15 protein-coding genes and 1 pseudogene are annotated in these 15,505 nt (G+C 54.2%); 9 read left to right on the top strand and 7 right to left on the bottom strand.

The features are described from left to right. Positions 1-157 precede the first annotated feature (157 nt). Positions 158-1,591: a chromosomal replication initiator protein DnaA gene (gene dnaA, locus WJU16_RS10275; RefSeq protein WP_109694592.1), complete on the bottom strand. Its 1,434-nt coding sequence runs from the start codon at positions 1,589-1,591 to the stop codon at positions 158-160. A gap of 543 nt (positions 1,592-2,134) precedes the next feature. Between dnaA and WJU16_RS10270 the strand changes: the two genes are divergently transcribed. The 5 genes from WJU16_RS10270 to WJU16_RS10250 all read left to right on the top strand — a co-directional run bounded on the left by WJU16_RS10270 (position 2,135) and on the right by WJU16_RS10250 (position 7,274). Further along, the gene (locus WJU16_RS10270; RefSeq protein WP_298707207.1) at positions 2,135-2,530 is read left to right on the top strand and encodes a DUF3127 domain-containing protein; all 396 of its coding nucleotides are present in this window, start codon (positions 2,135-2,137) and stop codon (positions 2,528-2,530) included. 112 nt (positions 2,531-2,642) lie between these two features. After that, the gene (locus WJU16_RS10265) at positions 2,643-4,229 is read left to right on the top strand and encodes an FAD-dependent protein (protein ID WP_341838226.1); all 1,587 of its coding nucleotides are present in this window, start codon (positions 2,643-2,645) and stop codon (positions 4,227-4,229) included. 66 nt (positions 4,230-4,295) lie between these two features. After that, entirely contained in the window at positions 4,296-5,222 is a 927-nt protein-coding gene (locus WJU16_RS10260; protein ID WP_341838225.1) for an ABC transporter ATP-binding protein, read from the top strand. Between the two features lie 5 nt (positions 5,223-5,227). Beyond that, positions 5,228-5,992: a hypothetical protein gene (locus WJU16_RS10255; protein ID WP_341838224.1), complete on the top strand. Its 765-nt coding sequence runs from the start codon at positions 5,228-5,230 to the stop codon at positions 5,990-5,992. Beyond that, entirely contained in the window at positions 5,985-7,274 is a 1,290-nt protein-coding gene (locus WJU16_RS10250) for an ABC transporter permease (protein ID WP_341838223.1), read from the top strand. The genes WJU16_RS10255 and WJU16_RS10250 overlap by 8 nt, the downstream gene beginning before the upstream one ends. A 480-nt stretch (positions 7,275-7,754) precedes the next feature. Here the strand turns inward: WJU16_RS10250 and WJU16_RS10245 are convergent, their stop codons facing one another. Beyond that, positions 7,755-8,705, bottom strand: coding sequence for a DUF561 domain-containing protein (locus tag WJU16_RS10245; protein WP_341838222.1), 951 nt, complete (start codon positions 8,703-8,705; stop codon positions 7,755-7,757). Positions 8,706-8,720: 15 nt separating this feature from the next. Then, positions 8,721-9,713: a sugar phosphate nucleotidyltransferase gene (locus WJU16_RS10240; protein ID WP_341838221.1), complete on the bottom strand. Its 993-nt coding sequence runs from the start codon at positions 9,711-9,713 to the stop codon at positions 8,721-8,723. Positions 9,714-9,929: 216 nt separating this feature from the next. On the opposite strand from WJU16_RS10240, the gene glyA reads away from it, so the two are divergent. After that, entirely contained in the window at positions 9,930-11,210 is a 1,281-nt protein-coding gene (glyA, locus tag WJU16_RS10235) for a serine hydroxymethyltransferase (protein ID WP_341838220.1), read from the top strand. A gap of 81 nt (positions 11,211-11,291) precedes the next feature. On the opposite strand, the gene WJU16_RS10230 is transcribed toward glyA, so the two are convergent. The 4 genes from WJU16_RS10230 to WJU16_RS10215 all read right to left on the bottom strand — a co-directional run bounded on the left by WJU16_RS10230 (position 11,292) and on the right by WJU16_RS10215 (position 13,635). After that, on the bottom strand, positions 11,292-11,855 hold the full coding sequence (locus tag WJU16_RS10230; protein ID WP_341838219.1) for a PDZ domain-containing protein: 564 nt from the start codon (positions 11,853-11,855) through the stop codon (positions 11,292-11,294). Beyond that, entirely contained in the window at positions 11,840-12,820 is a 981-nt protein-coding gene (locus tag WJU16_RS10225; protein ID WP_341838218.1) for a hypothetical protein, read from the bottom strand. Before WJU16_RS10225 ends, WJU16_RS10230 begins: the two co-directional genes overlap by 16 nt. A 111-nt stretch (positions 12,821-12,931) precedes the next feature. Beyond that, entirely contained in the window at positions 12,932-13,219 is a 288-nt protein-coding gene (locus tag WJU16_RS10220) for a hypothetical protein (protein WP_341838217.1), read from the bottom strand. 5 nt (positions 13,220-13,224) lie between these two features. Then, positions 13,225-13,635: a hypothetical protein gene (locus WJU16_RS10215; RefSeq protein WP_341838216.1), complete on the bottom strand. Its 411-nt coding sequence runs from the start codon at positions 13,633-13,635 to the stop codon at positions 13,225-13,227. 161 nt (positions 13,636-13,796) lie between these two features. Between WJU16_RS10215 and WJU16_RS26060 the strand changes: the two are divergent. From WJU16_RS26060 to WJU16_RS10205, 3 genes and pseudogenes are all read left to right on the top strand, one after another. After that, positions 13,797-13,934: pseudogene (locus WJU16_RS26060) on the top strand (ATP-binding cassette domain-containing protein); the annotation flags it as partial. 35 nt (positions 13,935-13,969) lie between these two features. Beyond that, entirely contained in the window at positions 13,970-14,632 is a 663-nt protein-coding gene (locus tag WJU16_RS10210; protein ID WP_341838215.1) for an ATP-binding cassette domain-containing protein, read from the top strand. A gap of 12 nt (positions 14,633-14,644) precedes the next feature. After that, complete coding sequence (locus WJU16_RS10205; RefSeq protein ID WP_341838214.1) at positions 14,645-15,505, top strand: hypothetical protein; 861 nt, start codon at positions 14,645-14,647, stop codon at positions 15,503-15,505.

The raw sequence follows: 15,505 nt of genomic DNA, 5'->3' as shown, positions 1-15,505 counted from the left end.
AAAATTAGTCAGGTTCGTGTGGAATTATCTGGCTGCCCTATTTATGAAATTGTTAAGTAAAAATTAGGAAGAATTACGGAGATAAAAAACAGCATGCAAAAAAATGCCGGGCGATGTTGCCCGGCATTTCAAATAAGGTGTTGCATTGCAGGAGGGGTTACATAGCGGCGAGTTGCACTTTCTGTTGCAATTCTATTACGCTGTCCCGGAAAGAGTTGTCGGTGTCCATAAGGTCTTTGACCGTTTGGCAGGAGTGGATCACGGTGGTGTGGTCGCGTCCGCCGAAATGTTCGCCGATGGTTTTCAGGGAATTTTTGGTAAAGCTTTTGGCCAGGTACATGGTGATCTGGCGGGCCTGGACGATTTCGCGCTTGCGGGTTTTTTGCAGCAGCTTGTCGTAGGCGACATCGAAATATTCGCAGACCATTTTCTGGATGCTTTCGATGGTGATTTCTTTGGAAGAAGTTTTAACGAAAGACTTGAGGACGCGTTTGGCCAGTTCCAGGTCGATTTCTTTCCGGTTGAGGGAAGATTGGGCGAGCAGGGAAATGAGGGCGCCTTCGAGTTCGCGCACGTTGCTTTGGATATTGTAGGCAACATACTTCACAACTTCTTTGGGCATTTCGAGGCCGTCGTTGCGCATCTTCATTTCCAGGATTTCCATGCGGGTCTCGAAGTCGGGCAGCTGGATGTCTGCGCTGAGGCCCCAGCGGAACCGGCTCAGCAGGCGCTCCTGCACGCCGTCCAGGTCTTTGGGCGGTTTGTCGGAGGTGAGGATGAGCTGTTTGCCGCTTTGATGGAGGTGGTTGAAGATGGCGAAAAACGCGTCCTGCGATTTTTCGGCACGGGCGAAGAACTGGATGTCGTCAACGATCAGCACGTCGATCAGCTGATAGAAGTGGATGAAGTCGTTGATGATATTATTCTTGGAGTGGTCGATGAACTGGTTGATGAACTTTTCCGCGCTCACGTAGAGGACGGCTTTGTTCGGGTTCTGCCTTTTCACCTCGTTGCCGATGGCTTGTGCGAGGTGGGTTTTGCCCAGGCCTACGCCGCCATATATAACAAGGGGGTTGAAGGAAGTGCCGCCTGGTTTGTCGGACACGGTTTTGCCGGCCCGGCGTGCCACGCGGTTGCAATCCCCTTCGATGAAAGATTCGAAGGTGTAATTGTGGTTCAGTTGCGAATCGATCTGAACGCGTTTGATGCCCGGGATTACAAAGGGATTCTTAACCGGGTTTTGTATGGTAAGCGGGAAATCAACTTCACTGTCCTTCTGGGGCTTGGTAAACTGCGTGGGCATGTTCACCGTTTTAGGATGCTGGTGGGGGGTGCTGTTCTCCACAACGATCCGGTACTCCAGGCGTGCTTCTTTGCCGAGCTCGCGCTTGATGGTTTTACCTAACAGGCCCACATAATGTTCTTCCAGGTATTCATAGAAAAACTGGCTGGGTACTTGAATGGTTAAAACGTTGTTCTCAAGCTTTACGGGTTTTATCGGCTCAAACCATGTTTTGAAAGGCTGCCACTCCACTATATCCCTGATTATATTCAGACACCTATCCCAAACTTGTTCGCAAGTTTTATTCATTTAGAAAAAAATAATTTGTCGTGTTATTAATTTGGGTGTTCTCGAATACTAAAGTCTTCAATGCGGGCAGTTGAAGATCTTTTTGACAGGACGACGAATATCTGTAGAAAATGTTGAAAAAAAAATAAATCTGCCCTTGTTTTTATTCCTACAAATACAGTGTGCCGGACCTGTTTTATTCGCATGAAAATCGGCTAAAACACCCGTTTAGCCTGCAATTCGACCACTACGAAAAGTGCTAAACCGTACAAGCATGATTAACAGGTAATTTGTCAAACTGTTTACTGATTAACGCACAAAACGACTGCTTATCAGGTAAAATAACATTGCCCTTTGCTTGCTTTAATAAGCAAGCCCTGACGGGCGGATTGTCGGCTCTTCGGTGTTTCACTTTTTTGGTAACGCTTTTACTGTTTCTCGAATCGGCTGCAAATTTATGATCTTGTTTCTAATAAATGCGAATAACTTGTGTAAAAGTTGTTGACTAATCCTGTTGTGAAAAACTTATCTTTGGCGGAATTGAAATTTTTAAACTAGTTATATATGAGCTTTGAAGTTACCGGCAAACTGGTAGTGAAGTACAATACGGTACAGCGCAGCGAATCTTTCAAAACCCGTGAATTCGTTATCGAGAAATCTGACGATATCAACGGCCGGGTAATTACCAATTATATCAAGTTTCAGTCAGTTCAGGATCGTACCGCCATCGTCGACCGTCACAATGAAGGCGAAATGGTTAAGGTTTATTTTAATATAAAAGGCACCCGCTGGGAGAAAGACGGTAAAGTGAACTACATCACCAACCTCGATGCATGGCGTATCGAGTCCATGATGCAGGGCGCACCCGGCGCTGATCCCATGCCCAACTACAACACTTCCCAGGAAGGTTCCTTCGGTGGTGGCAACAGCGGCAACAGCGGCGACGATCTTCCGTTCTAATATAATAATATACAGGCCGTAAAGCCTCACCATATTTCAGGCGCCCCGCAGCTGCGGGGCGCCTCCTTTTTTATGCCTATCTTTGCCCCGGTTTTTAGGATAAATACCTAACATGGTCAAACAAATCTCACTCAAGCTCCTCCCGCAGGAAGCCGCACAGCACCGCGCCATCACGCGCCATGCCGCCGAATCCCTCGGCGCCAAACCCTCCGACATCACCGGGTTCAATATCGTCAAACGCTCTATAGACGCGCGCTCCCGCCAGCCGTACTTCATGCTCACCATCGAAGTATACCTCAACGAGCCTTTCCAACCCAAAAAGCTGGAAACATTCCATTATGAGCCTCTGCCACCCGGCGCCCAACCCGTCATCGTCATCGGCGCCGGCCCTGCCGGCCTCTTCGCCGCCCTCCGCCTCATCGAACTCGGCCTCCGGCCCATCGTCCTCGAAAGAGGTAAAGACGTGCGCGCCCGCCGACGAGACCTCGCCGCCCTCAATAAAACCGGTATCGTCAACCCCGAATCCAATTACTGCTTCGGTGAAGGCGGCGCCGGCACCTACTCCGATGGTAAACTTTACACCCGCTCCAACAAACGCGGCAACATACAACGCATCCTGCACATCTTCCGCCAATTTGGCGCAGATGATGCCATCACTACCGACGCGCACCCGCACATCGGTACCAACAAGCTCCCCCACATCATCACCGCCATGCGCGATCAGATCAATAACAGCGGGGGAGCCGTGCACTTCGAACAGAAAGTTTCCGGATTCATCCTGGAGAATAACCAGATCACCGGCGTAAAAACCGCCACGGGCGACGATTTCCATGCGAAGCACGTCATCCTCGCCACCGGCCACTCCGCCCGCGACATCTTCGGGCTGCTCCATGCGAAAAATATACACATCGAACGCAAGCCCTTCGCCCTGGGCGTGCGTGTGGAACATCCGCAGTCGCTGATCGACAGCGCCCAGTACCATTGCGCCCTCCGCGGCGATTACCTCCCTCCCGCCAGCTACAGCCTGGTGGAACAGGTGAACGGCCGCGGCGTATTCTCCTTCTGCATGTGCCCCGGCGGCATCATCGCACCTGCTGCTACTTCGCCGGGAGAACTCGTGGTGAACGGGTGGTCCCCCTCGAAGCGCAACAACCCCTACGCCAACTCCGGCATGGTCGTAACGGTGGATGAGGAGGATTTCGCGCCATTCGCCAAAGCCGGTCCCCTCGCCGCCATGCTGTACCAGCAACATGTGGAGCGCACGGCCTTCGAAGCCGGCGGCGGCAGATTCGTTGCCCCGGCGCAACGGATGACCGATTTCGTGAAAGGGAAAGTCTCCGCTACGCTGCCCGAATGCTCGTATATCCCCGGCGTCCGCCCCACGGATCTGCGGACCGTTTTGCCCGCTGCCGTACACTCCAGGCTGGGAGAGGCTTTCAAGGCTTTCGGGAAGAAGATCAGGGGGTATTTTACGGAAGACGCGATCCTGGTAGCCACGGAATCGCGGACCTCCAGCCCCGTGCGCATCCCGCGCAACGATCATGACCTGCAACACCCGCAGGTGAAAGGACTTTATCCCTGCGGCGAGGGCGCAGGCTATGCCGGGGGGATCGTATCGGCCGCGATGGACGGCGAACGCGTGGCCGAAGCCATCGCCGGGATTGGTCCAGCGAAACCGCCGGTTGGTGTATCAATATGAAAATTCGTTCTCATTTCTTTGGTGCGCATAGGGTAAATGGGTAATTTCCATCTGTCAATCACCCTTATGAACGTACTGGAACTCCAACACCTCAAGAAGTATTACGCCACCCACAAAGCGGTGGACGATATCAGCTTCTCCATCCCGAAGGGCAGCATCTTCGGGCTGCTGGGCCCCAACGGCGCGGGCAAGACAACGCTCCTGCGTATGATCACCGGCATCTTTTACCCCGACGCCGGAGAGATTCTTTTCGACGGCCGCCCTTTCGATCCCCGCAACGATATACAATATATCGGGTACATGCCGGAAGAGCGCGGGCTGTATAAAAAGATGAAAGTCGGCGAACAGGTTATGTACCTGGCGCAGCTCAAAGGCCTTTCGGCGCAGGAAGCCCGCCAGAAGATCGACTACTGGTTCAGCCGGTTCGAAATCACTTCCTGGGCCAACAAGAAAATCGAAGAGCTTTCCAAAGGCATGCAGCAAAAGGTGCAGTTCATCTCCACCATCATGCATCAACCCAAACTGCTCATCCTCGACGAACCTTTCTCCGGCCTCGATCCCATCAACTCGCAACTGATCCAGGACGAGATCTTCCAGCTCGCCAAATCCGGCACCACCATCATCTTCTCCACCCACCGCATGGAACAGGTGGAAGAAATCTGCGATCATATCGTGTTGGTGAACAAGGGCAGGAAGGTCCTCGACGGCCCCGTGAAGCAAATCCGCCAGGATTTCAAACATCACCTCTACCGCATCGGGCTGGATACAATGCCGAACCCCGCGCAGATGGCCACTTATCACTTCACCATCGTGAAAACGCATGAAAAAGGCTTCACAGTGAAGATCAACGAGCATAGCAGCACCAACGACATTCTCGGGCACTTCATTCATCAGGGCATTCAAATCAATTACTTCGAAGAAATCCTCCCCACCATCCACGAGGTATTCATCCAGCAGGTGAAAACGACGGATATGGAGGTGGCGGCCAACTGATACCCATGAAATACTGCATATTCTTATTCATGATTTTCGCCGCCGGATGCGCAGGCGCTTCCGGTACGCAGCACAATGCAGACAGCACGGCCGCGCCGGCAGACAGTTCGGAAGCCCTCCGGCTGGCGCAGGGCGAAGCCTTCCTGCAGCTGTTCCCGCAAATACAGCCGAACGAAATAGCCATCGAATCGCCAAGATATGACTCCAACGGCACGATGTTGGGCATGGTGGGCAAATGGATCGACAGCATCTACCTGAAAACGCTTCCCGCCGAACGGATGCATATCTACGAGTACGCATCACCCGATAACCCGCACGGCGGCTATCATGCCGTCGGCCGCTTCACACAGGGTGATTACGAAATGTTGCTGGTCAGAGGGCCCGGCGAATACGCCAGCACCCGCATCTTCCTCTGGGCATGGCACAAACCCACCGCACAAATACACGACCACATCATGGTGGCCGACAACTGGGGCGACGCGGGCGATGCCCAATATACCTACAGCTGGCTCAATTCCGGGGAAAAAGAACTGGAAGTGAGAATGGCGGTACTTGAAAGCCATCTGGATCTCGAGGATACCACCGGCCGCGAGGAGTCTTTCAACGATTACGCCATCTTCCTTTTCCGGAACGGCGCCTTCGATACCACCGGCATGAAACAACGCCGCAATGAAGCCTTCTTCCGGTCGAAACTCAAAGATAAATACCTGGAACCCGATTCCGTTTACGTTGCATATCACCCAAATTCTAACTCCGAGTCCCATGAATAAAATCTGGATCATCATTAAAAGAGAATTCCTCACCCGGGTACGCAAGAAGTCGTTCATCGTGACCACCTTGCTGTTGCCCGTCTTTTTCGCCGCCATGATCATTTTGCCGGGCGTGTTCATCAGCTCCGACAACGATGAGAAAGTGGCCGTGGTGGATGAAAGCGGCTACTTCGCCGGCAAACTCCCCGACGAAAAAGGCATTCATTATACATTTGTCGACGCGAAAGTGGACACTTTCAAGAAATCTTATCGCAACCAGGGGTATACCGGCCTGTTGCACATCCCGAAATTGGACCTGAACCGCCTGCCCGCCTTCGTTTACTACAGCAAAGGCCAGATGCCCTTCTCGCTGAGGGGCAGCATGGAAAAGCGGCTGGAAAGCGTGGTGGAAGACAAGCGCATGGAAGCGGCCGGCATCGATAAATCAAAACTGGACGACATCCGTGCCGATATCAGCATCGAAAACCTCGCGGGAGACGCCGAGAAGAAAGGCAGCTCCACCGTGGCCTACATCGTTGGCTGGGTCGCCGGGTTTCTTATTTATATCGTGTTGCTCGTGTTTGGTATGATGGTAATGCGGGGTGTGATGGAAGAAAAAACCAACCGCATCGCAGAAGTGATGGTGTCCAGCGTGAAGCCGTTCCAGCTGATGATGGGCAAAATCGTGGGTATCGCGGGCGTGGGCCTGGTTCAGTTCATCATCTGGACGGGTATCATCATCTGTCTGCGCCTGCTGTTGCTGCCATTACTGGGCGGCGACGCGGATATGAGCGGAGCGGGTGACATGTCGGCCAGCGCCAGCGCCAAATTCAGGGAGCAGATAGAAGTGGTCATCAACAGCATCGACTGGTGGTCGCTGTTGCCGTTGTTCCTCTTCTATTTCCTGGGCGGTTACCTCTTTTACGCGGCGTTGTTCGCGGCGGTGGGCAGCCTGGTGAACGAGGATCCCAACGATGCGCAGTCGCTTACTTTCCCCATTACGCTGCCCATCATCGTAGCGATCATCATTATGATACAAGCGGTGGTGAACCCGACGAGCCCCCTGGCCGTGTGGGGCAGCATCATCCCCTTCACGTCGCCGGTAGTAATGATGGCGCGGATCCCGTACGGCGTGCCCGGCACGGTGCCGCTCTGGCAACTGGGGCTGTCGATGTTTTCGCTGATCGCCGGTTTCCTGGGTACCACCTGGGTGGCGGCGAAGATCTACCGCACGGGGATTCTCATGTATGGCAAGAAAGTGACACTTGGTGAAGTGGGGAAGTGGATTTTTAAGAAGAGTTAGTCAATCATAAGTTTGATAAAAGTAAAGGGCCGTTGACTTGAAAAAGTTAACGGCCCTTTACTTTTTTAGCGGGTGGAAACGCTGCCCAACCTACTGACATCCTACAGACATCCTTCGTTCATCCTTCGAAGGTGTTCGCTCGTGGTACGGGTTTGAGTGTGTTTGGACGAAGGATGGACGAAGGATGAACGAAGGATGAGCGAAGAAAGATAGGGGTGGCGACCGTACTGACATCCTGCTGACATCCTTCAGTGATCCTCCAAGTGGCTCCAATGCTGGCTTGGATTTGAGGGTGTTTGCCTGAAGGATGACTGAAGGATCATTGGACGATGGATGAAGCATCTGCATTTCACCCCACGTTTTATCGAAGCTCACCCCATGATTTACCAATGGTGGCCACATTTTTTCCGGGCGCGTGGGAATTCTGCCTACATTCGAAGGGCATGCAGGGAAATTGGGGTTGGTGGGAAAGCATGTTGATCAGTGCGCACCAAGTCGTGCACAGGTGGCGCGGAACTCGTTCCAGATGTCGTGGAGGACGTCGGCCGCGGGTTGGATCTGGTGGATGAGGGCGCTGACCTGGCCGATTTCCAGTTCGCCTTCTTCGAGCTGTCCTTCGAACATCCCTTTTTTAGCACGGCCCCGGCCCAAAAGATCTTTGAGAGATTGTACATCTGCACCTTCCGCTTCGGCTTTCTTCACCGCGTCGGAGAACGCGTTTTTCAGCAGGCGCACGGGCGTCAGTTGTTTGAGCGACAACATCGTATCGCCTTCTCCGGCTTTTACGATGGCTTGTTTGAATGCTTCGTGGGAAGAAGCTTCCGGCGTGGCCACGAACCGGCTGCCCACCTGCACGCCCGAGGCGCCCAGCGCGAAAGCCGCAGCCATGGCGCGCCCTGAGCTGATGCCACCTGCGGCGATCACGGGAATCTTCACCATATCCGCCACCGCGGGGATGAGTACCATGGTGGTGGTTTCCTCGCGGCCGTTGTGCCCGCCGGCTTCAAAGCCCTCGGCCACCACCGCGTCTACACCTGCTTCCTGGCTCTTTAGTGCAAACTTGCTGCTCGACACTACGTGCACCACTTTCACCCCGTTTTCTTTCAGCAGCGGCGTCCAGGTTTTGGGATTGCCGGCGGAAGTGAATACCACCGGCACTTTCTCTTCCAGGATGATTTGGATGTGTTGGTCGAGGTCGGGATAGAGAAGCGGCACATTTACGCCGAAAGGTTTGCTGGTCGCGGCTTTGCATTTCTGAATATGCTCCCGGAGCACATTTGGGTACATGCTGCCGGCGCCAAGGAGGCCTAGGCCGCCCGCGTTGCTCACCGCACTGGCGAGGCGCCAGCCGCTGGCCCAGATCATGCCGGCCTGGATAATGGGATATTCGATGCCGAATAGGCGTGTAACTGGATTCTGAAATGCAGCCATCTGTTGAGAGTGGGTTTAGCCGAGATCGATTTCCGTGTTGTCGCCGATATTGAGGCTCTGGCTGAGCCCGCGGATATTGGCGTCGCTCCCGATGAGGGAGGATTTCAACACCACTTCGTACAGGTTGCTGAACGAGCCGATGATGGAATCTTTCACGATGGAATAACTGATGACGGTGTTATCGCCGATGGCCACATTGGGGCCGATAATGCTGTTCTTGATATTGCAGCCTTCGCCGATGCTCACGGGGGGAATGATGATGGTATTCTCGTAAGGGAGCACCGGGCTGGCGGAAAGCTTGTATTTCTTCAGCAGGGTGGCGTTGGTTTCGAGGAGCGTTTCCTTGCGGCCGCAGTCGAACCAGTTATTCACCTTGAAGGCATTGAACTGCACGCCGTGCTGGATCATGCATTCGAGCGCATCGGTGAGCTGGAACTCGTCATGCGAGCGTACCTGCATGCGGATATTATCTTCCAGGCATTTGTACAGCTGTTCCGTTTCCCGGATTTTGTACATGCCAACGAGGGCGAGGTTGGATTTGGGGATCTGGGGTTTTTCGATCACCCGGGTGATGGACAGGTTATCCGTGATCTCGGCGACGCCGAAGTTGCGGGGATCATCAACCTTCTTCACACCCAGCACCGACACCGGCGAGTTGATCACTTCCCTGAAATCCACTTCCACGATCGTATCGCCCAGTACGATAAGCACTTCGTCCGTCCCTACAACGTCTTTCGTGAGCAGGATGGCGTGGCCGGTGCCTTCGCGGGAGTTCTGCTGCACGAAGTGCATGGTGAGGTCAGGATATTTCTTTTCTACGTAATGCTGGATCTTTTCCCCGAGATAACCGACCACGAAAACGAATTCGCGGATGCCGGATTCCACCAGCTGGTCAACGATAATGCTCAGGATCGTTCGCCCCGCCAGCGGGATAAGCGCTTTCGGCTGCGTATATGTATGCGGTCGCAGTTTGGTGCCTGCTCCCGCGACTGGAATAATTGCCTTCATGAATCGGTTTTGAAATGGTCCACTGCTACAGTTAACCTAATCACTTTGCTTCAGCGGGCAAATTACGGAATAACAGGGAATAAAAACATGACAAGGATCTGAGGCTGAAAAAGATATTAAGCTTTTAGTAAATATGGCTGTGACAGTCTTTTCGTCAATTCCAAGTTTATAATTAGTGGGAAGATGATTAATTTTGCGTCTTAAATTTTCTTTCACATGCAAAGAGACCAGCAGATTTTCGATATCATCCGCCAGGAACTGGAAAGGCAGCGCCATGGCATTGAACTGATTGCTTCTGAGAATTTCACGAGCCACCAGGTAATGCAAGCGATGGGCAACGTTATGACCAACAAGTACGCCGAGGGCTACCCCGGCCGCCGTTATTATGGCGGTTGCGAGATTGTGGACCTGAGCGAACAGCTGGCCATCGACCGCGCCAAACAGATTTTCGGCATCGAATACGCCAACGTTCAGCCCCACTCCGGTGCGCAGGCCAACGCGGCAGTGCTGCTGGCCATCCTCCAGGCGGGCGACAAGATCCTGGGCCTGGATCTGAGCATGGGCGGCCACCTTACCCACGGTTCCGCCGTTAACTTCTCCGGAAAGCTTTACCAGCCGCTATTTTACGGTGTAAACAAAGAAACCGGCCTGGTAGAATACGATAAAATGGAAGAGGTTGCCCTCGCCGAAAAACCCAAACTGATCATCTGCGGCGCCTCCGCTTACAGCCGCGACTGGGATTACAAACGCATCCGCGAAATCGCTGACAAAATCGGCGCCTTCGTCATGGCAGACATCGCGCACCCCGCGGGCCTCATCGCCAAAGGACTGCTGAACGCTCCCTTCGCACACTGCCATTTCGTAACCACCACCACCCACAAAACCCTTCGCGGCCCCCGCGGTGGTATGATTATGATGGGCAAGGACTTCGAAAACCCCTTCGGCCTCAAAACCCCGAAAGGCGAAATCCGCATGATGTCCAACCTGATCGATATGGCTGTATTCCCCGGCATCCAGGGCGGCCCCCTCGAGCACGTGATCGCTGCCAAAGCGGTTTCCTTCTTCGAAATCCTCTCCGACGATTACGACCAATACGCCCGCCAGATCATCAAAAACGCTCAATCCATGTCCCGCGCGTTCGTGGAGAAAGGCTACCAGATCATCTCCGGCGGCACGGATAACCACCTGATGCTGATCGACCTTCGTAACAAGAACATCTCCGGTAAGAAAGCCGAGAACGTACTCGTACAAGCCGACATCACCTGCAACAAGAACATGGTGCCCTACGACGATAAATCTCCCTTCGTTACCTCTGGTATCCGCGTTGGCGTTCCCGCCATCACCACCCGTGGCATGCAGGAAGACCATATGCCGCAAATCGTTGAGTGGATCGACAAACTCCTCATGGACGCCGACAACGAAGGCCTTCAGCAGCGCATCCGCGGCGAAGTGAACGAATTCATGAAACAATTCCCCCTCTACCCCGATATGGGCTGAGAACAGGAAGGTTTGTAATGTATAAAGGCCGGTCCGGAGCGTTATCGCTGCCAGACCGGCCTTCTTCTTTAATTGCTTTTGCTATTTCAGTACGATCTCCTGTTCGCGCTGGTTGCGGAACACGACCACTTTCAGGTTTGTGCGCCAGGCGATGGGCTGGTACACGGAAAAGAAAGCTTTGGCGGATGCGATCTGTTGCCCGTCGAGCTGTAACACGACGTCATTGCTGCGCAGGCCGGCCTTGTGAGCCTCGCTGGATGTTGGCACCTCCACGAAATACGCGCCTTTTTCATCGGGCAGGCCCGTGGCCGAGCGCTCGCCCAACCCTTCGATGTTCTTCACTTTCGCGCCTTTCCATTCCATCATATCGCCTTTGCCTGTAGCCGCAGAAATGAGGATGGCGGGCAAGGGAACAGGTGCGGCCAGTTTTTTATACGCGGCTATCCTCGTACCAAAACCGCTGACCGGGAAATCGCGGTAAGTGAAGTATTTTGGTTTGCTGGATGGTTTCAGCCGGTAATCTCCTTTTTTGAAATCCACGAATTGCAGATCGATTACGATGGAATTCGAATCCGTGCCGCGCTTTTGCGCCGCTGCCAGAGATACCTCGTCCGGGAAGAAATTCACATCTACTTTTTTCCCCACGATTTCACTTGTATTGGCTTATAATCGGTGGTCACGACGTTTGCCGTGAATTCATCATTGCTGTTGGCGAACCACACATGCGGGTGGAAGGTGTTGTTGATCATCAGGTTGTGATGCACCCGCCGGAAGAACCCTTCCCGCAGTTTCAATCCGCCGTTCAGGCATACGTTGTCGTAAATGTCGTAGTAGGAAGAACCGTCGTCCAGGTCGATGTCCCAGCCGTGATCGCAGCGGAAACGGTTTTCACGGATGATGGTAGTGCCGGTGATGTCGAGTTGGGTGAGCGCGAGATTGTTGATGGTGGCGCTGTCCATGGCCCGGCGGTTGGGATGCCAGAACCTGTCGCGGCCCCAGCTGTTGAAAGCGCCGTGGTCGCCGGTTTCCAGTACGGTGTTGTATACGTCGTTGCGCTCAATCAGGTGCCCGCCGAAGGTGCCCTCGCTCACATTGATCCCCGCGCGCGGCACGTTGTGGATCGTGTTATGGGCCACGCGGATCTTTGCGGCAATGCTGATCTGCACCCCGGCCGATTGCTTTTCGATTTCACCGGAGAACTGGATGAGGTTGTCGCTGGCGCTGCAATCTTTCGGATAATCTTCCGATTTCGGGCCCGGCGTCATGTCCATTTCGGTGTAAGGTACAAACGCGTTGTACTCGAACGCGGGAGAGCGCACAGCGTCGGGATTGCCAACGAACGCGATGCCGGAAGCGCCGGCGAGGTAAATGAGGTTGCTGTCGGCCCGCACATGACGGTTATAGTTGTTGATGAAGATTGCATTGCCGCCCACCGCATCGAAGAAGCAATTGGTGACGGCGGAATTCTCCGCGCCTTCCACCAGCACGGCGCCGCCGCGGTAGATAGTCCAGTCGCTGCGCAGGAGCGGTTCCCTGGTCTTCATGAACGTCCGCGCGTTGCCTGTGAACGTAATGCCGCGAACGGTGATGTTTTTGACGGGCTGCGCCATGCCGCCTTTTAGCGCGAGCAGTTCCGTCAGTTGCGCGTAAGCGATATCTGCGGCGGGTTTGCGGCCATCTGCAGGCTGGAAGTATAATGTTTTTTCGTGGGTGTCGTAATATCATTCGTCGGGCGCGTCGAGTTCTTCCCGCACATTTTCCACGAAGCGGTGTTCGGGGTGGAGGCCCATCTGGCGGTTGTTTTGCCATCCGCCTTCGAGTACGGCATTTCCTTTATCGTTGACGCCGGTTACGATGTAATGATAACCGCCCCATTCCGCCCGGTGGAGCGCATGCACGATGGCGCCTTCGGGCTTTTTCCAGGTTTTGATGCGCGCGGGAGACAGCGCGTCCGCGGAGGTTCCGTGGTAGAAGCGGGCGGAGGAATCGTAATTGGGAAAGCGGGCCATAATTTTCAGTTTGCCGCCGATGTAGAGCCGGTCGATGGAATCGGGGGCGCGGGCACGGCGGCTTTCCAGATGCCTTTTCCATCTTCCCGCCAACTCACGGATACCTTGCGGGCGCCGCTGAGCACGGGTTTTTCGCCGGGAGCGGCGCAGATGGTAAAGGGCTGGCCGGACGGATTATCCGCAGGCGTGAGTTCCCAGGGCGCATCCAGGTAATACGTGCCTCCGCGGAGGATCACTTTAGTGGGTTTGCCGGGAGATTGGCGCCAGACTTCCCGGGCGCCGCGGAACGTGGCTTTAGGTTGGGCTTTGGTGCCGGGGTTGGCGTCGTTGCCGGAAGGAGAAAGGTAGATGAGGGTTTCCTGGGCCTGCGTTGCCATCGGCAGCAGCAGACCGAAGGAGAATATCCATTTCAGCATATCATAACATTATACTTCCCAAGATACCACGGTGGTTTAACGCCCGGTGGTAGTAATTGATCAAATCCTGACAAAATTATTTGGTGATACCGAATTAATCTATACATTTGTAGTGTACTAGTTGAGTAGTACACCTGTCCATTACCCAATAACAGATTTTCATGGTATCCCTTCAAAACATTACCTATTCCTACCGCCGCGGCGCGCCCGTGCTGGACGGGCTGAGCCTCACCCTGGAGCCCGGCCGGATCTACGGTCTGCTGGGGCAGAACGGCGCCGGCAAAAGCACGTTGCTGTACCAGATGGCCGGGTTGCTATTCCCGGATCAAGGCGAATGCCGGGTGCTGGGCTTCACACCAGCGCGCCGGGAGCCGGCTTTTTGCAGTCGGTGTACGTGGTTCCGGAAACTTTCCAGCTGCCCGACCTTTCTGCCGCTGCATACCTCCGCCTGCATGCGCCTTTCTACCCGGCGTTTGACGCGGCACTTTGCCATTCCCTCCTGCAACAATTCGGCATTGCGCAAACCGACCGGCTCTATCAACTCAGCCACGGGCAGCAAAAGAAATTCCAGATCGCCTTCGCGGTGGCTACGGGTGCGAAGCTGCTCTTGCTCGACGAGCCCACCAACGGCCTCGACATCCCTTCCAAGCAACAATTCCGGAAAACCATCGCCGGCAGCCTGGCGGGCGACCAGGTGATGGTGATCAGCACCCACCAGGTGCGTGACCTCGACAGTCTCATCGATGAGGTCCTGATCCTGGATAAAGGGGGCATCGTGCTACAGGCGCCGGTGGCCCGCATCACCGAAAGGCTCGTGTTCAAAAAAGTGAAAGACCGTTCCGAAAGCGGACAGCCGCTTTATACGGAAGAAGCCCTGGGCGGTTATGCCGTCATCGCCCACAACACGGGCGACGAAAATTCCCGCCTCGATATGGAACTGCTCTTCAACGCCGCGCTGTCCGGCAATGCATCCATCCTTCCCATCTTACAAGACTAAAACAACCCCGCTATGAAATTTTCTTTTCAAAGGTGCGTGCTGCTGTTTAGGATGCAGCTCGTTACGGACCGCAAAATATTCGGCTACGGCGCACTGGCGCTGTTTGCCATCCTGTTGTCGTTTTTGCTGTATAGTGTTTATACCAACGACGATGGATTGTATTACGACAAGCAGAAAGAAGTGGCCGAAACAGGATTGATCCTCTTCATTTTCACAATGGCCGCCTGGTGTTTCAGGAGCCTGCACAGCAGGTCCACACGGCTACAGGCGCTCATGCTGCCGGTAACGGCGGTGGAAAGGTTCGCGGTGGGTATTTTCTTTTCCGTTGTCATTTTCCCCATCGTCTATTTACTTGTGTATTTGCTCAGCGCAGGCGTGGCCTTTTACATAGACGACCAGGTTTTTCAGAGTGGTAACCGCTTTTTTTACTTTCAACCCGGCCCGATGGGCTTCGATTGGCGGGGCTTCCTGAGCATCTGTTCACCGCTCCTAGCCATCGGATGGGCGGCCAGCGCAACTTACCGGAGGCTGGCGATACCCAAAGCCATTGCCACGTTCGCGCTGTTGTTCATTACTATTAACTTTTTCGGTGACGTCTTCGGGAAATGGTTGCTGGAAAGCCTGCCTATCACAGAAAGCATGAGAGCGCCGTTGGCCGACGGCCGCTTGCCGGAAGCCATCCGGTCCTATTCGCACGGGGCGTTCTCGACCTGGTCTTTTGCAACAGTCGATGCCAACAACTGGCCGGTACGGAACTACACGCTGGAGGTGCCTGCCTGGCTCCAATGGGTGGAAAAGGGCTTCGGCATACTGATTCCGCTGGTGTTGCTGGTCGTAACGGTTTTAAAACTCAGGGAACAGGAATTGTCCTGA

The organism is Chitinophaga pollutisoli, assembly GCF_038396755.1.
GTDB classification, from domain to species: Bacteria; Bacteroidota; Bacteroidia; order Chitinophagales; family Chitinophagaceae; genus Chitinophaga; species Chitinophaga pollutisoli.
This window is presented reverse-complemented; position numbering and strand designations above follow the sequence as displayed.